This window comes from Arthrobacter silviterrae, assembly GCF_011045165.1.
GTDB lineage: Bacteria > Actinomycetota > Actinomycetes > Actinomycetales > Micrococcaceae > Specibacter > Specibacter silviterrae.
In genome coordinates this window covers 1-2,420 of record NZ_JAAKZI010000072.1, presented here as the reverse complement: position 1 = coordinate 2,420, position 2,420 = coordinate 1, and the positions used below count along the sequence as shown (strand labels likewise).

At 65.0% G+C, this 2,420-nt stretch carries 1 protein-coding gene; it reads left to right on the top strand.

Annotated elements, in window-relative coordinates:
- The first annotated feature begins 150 nt into the window (after window positions 1–150).
- Window positions 151–2,379 (top strand): putative transposase, encoded by a 2,229-nt coding sequence (locus G6N77_RS19390; protein WP_165183809.1) that lies wholly within the window; start codon window positions 151–153, stop codon window positions 2,377–2,379.
- Window positions 2,380–2,420: the final 41 nt, after the last annotated feature.

Here is a 2,420-nt window from a genome sequence, read left to right as displayed (position 1 = left end):
CCAGGACTCCGGACATGGTGGTGGGGAGGGTTTTGTAGTTCGTTGAGTTTCCGCTGTTTCTCATGTTAGCTGGGCTGTTAATTTCATCCCTGTTGTGAGATAATAAGGGTGTGATGATTTTGTGTGCGGGTGGGTGAAACAATGGTTTCAATGACCACCCAAACCGTTCTGCCCGTGCTGCCGGATCTGGGCGCCGTTCTTCTGGGCGAGCGTGCAGCCCTGTTGGAAGATGCAACGGGCGGCAAGGTCTTCATCAACGGGCAGCTGGCCTATGTGTGGGGGCCGGGCCAGGACGGGCTGCGGCGGCTGGCGGCCTCACAACTGGTCGATACCGGCGCTGCCCAGGTCAACGAGGTCGCGGCTGGTTTCGGTGTGAACACGGAGTCGTTGCGGCGCTGGCGCAAGGCCCTGGAAGGCACTGGCCTGATGGGATTGGCGCCGGTAAAGAAGGGCCCCAAACGCCCGTCCCTGCTGACGGAGGCGAAGGCTGCAGAGATTAGGGCTGTTCGTGCCGGTGGTGCGAGCCTGCGGGCCACTGCCGAAGCGACCGGGGTTTCCACTGACACGGTCCGGCGCGCCCTGGCCATGGCCGCCACCACGGGAGCACCGCCCGTCCCTTCCAACCACGACGCCGCGGCACGCCGTGAACCGGCAGAACTGCCCGTCCTGCCGGTGCCGGCGGCCCGCGGCGGGGAGCGGGCCGCGGCACGGGCCGGTCTGCTTGCGTGCGCGGCCCCGGTGTTTGCCCCGGCCGCCCACATCCGCCATGCCGGGCTGTTCCTGGCCTTCCCGGCACTGGAAACCACCGGCCTGCTGGGCTGCGCGAAAGCCACCTACGGTTCCTTGCCTGACGGGTTTTACGGGCTCGACACGATCCTGGTCGATGCGGTGCTGCGGGCGTTGGCCGGGGAAGCCCGTGCCGAGGGAGCCACCCGCTTCGACCCGGTCGAGCTGGGGCGTGTGTTGGGATTGGACCGCGCCCCGGAAGTGAAAACGATCCGCCGGAAGATCAGCCAGCTCGCGCAGGCCGGCAAGGCCCAAGATTTGATGGCCTCCCTGGCCAAACACCACCTGAATGCCACGGGCCCGGGCGGGGAGGACCTGGCCGCGGTCCTCTATGTTGACGGGCATGTGCGCGCCTATCAGGGAGGCAGGAAGATCGGGAAGATCTACTCGACCCGGTTGAAGTTCCCCGTCCCGGCGACCGAGGAAACCTGGGTCACCGACACCCACGGCTCACCCGTCTTCGTCGTCATGGCCGAACCCGCAGCGTCCCTCGCTTCCGAGCTGCGCCGCCTCCTGCCGGAACTGCGCGCAGCGGTGGGTGACGGGAGGCGCGTGTTGGTCGGTTTCGATAGGGGCGGCTGGTCGCCGGACCTGTTCAAACACATGGCAGAACGAGGTTTCGACGTGCTGACCTGGCGCAAAGGCGCCAGCAAAGACATTCAGCAAGATCTCTTCAAAAAGGTCTCCCACACTGACGGGCACGGGGAGGAGCGGAAGTGGTCGGTTGCTGACACGGTCGTTGACCTGCCCCTGGCCGCGACGAAGACGACCGGGGAAGTCTTTCCGATTCGGCAGCTCAGCCGCATCGTCGCCGCGACCGGTGGCGGCACACGGCAAATCCACATCCTCACCACCGAGACGGACATGAGTGCCGGGGAGGTGGTGTACCGGATGGGGTCGCGGTGGCGGCAGGAAAACCAGTTCCGCTACGCCCGCATGCACTTCGACCTCGATTCCCACGACACTTATGCCAGCACCGGTGATGATGAGGACAGGATGGTGAAGAACCCGGCGAAGGCCAAGGCCTACCAGCTCGTTGTCGCGGACCGTGCCCGGCACGCGGAAGCCGCAGCCGTGGCCGATGCGAACCTGCTGGCGTTGAAAACCCCGGACGAGGGCGCCGGTGAAATCATGGTCACCAGTGCCATGCACAACCACGTCATGGCACCGGTATGGGACGCAGAAAACGTGCTGGTCGCTGCTGAGAAGAACCACAAGAAGATCCCTGCGAAGCTGCGCCTCGGCGAGCTGAACCCCGGCCAGCAAGTCCTGGACACCGAGACGAAACTGATCCACCACGGCATCCGCATGGCCGCCTACAACACCGCGATGACCATAGCGAGGGAGATCCGCACCAACACCGGATACCGGCGGGCCGGACAGGAAGCCCACGCCCTCGCACGCCAGGCCTTCAGCCAGACCGGCGACATCGACACCAGCCAGCCCGGCCACCTCACGATCACCCTCGATCCGCTACCCACCCCAGCCAAAACAGCAGCCATCAAGGAGCTCTGCGACCACCTCACAGCCACCAAAACCCGCTACCCAGGCACCAACCTGACACTCCGCTACAAAATCAAGAACCACGCCTAACAACCCACAGCAATTACCTCACCACGTCCGGAGCCCTGAAC

Excerpts from the sequence above, each read along its gene's own strand:
- G6N77_RS19390 (WP_165183809.1), top strand. The coding sequence starts at position 151 with ATGACCACCCAAACCGTTCTGCCCGTGCTGCCGGATCTGGGCGCCGTT.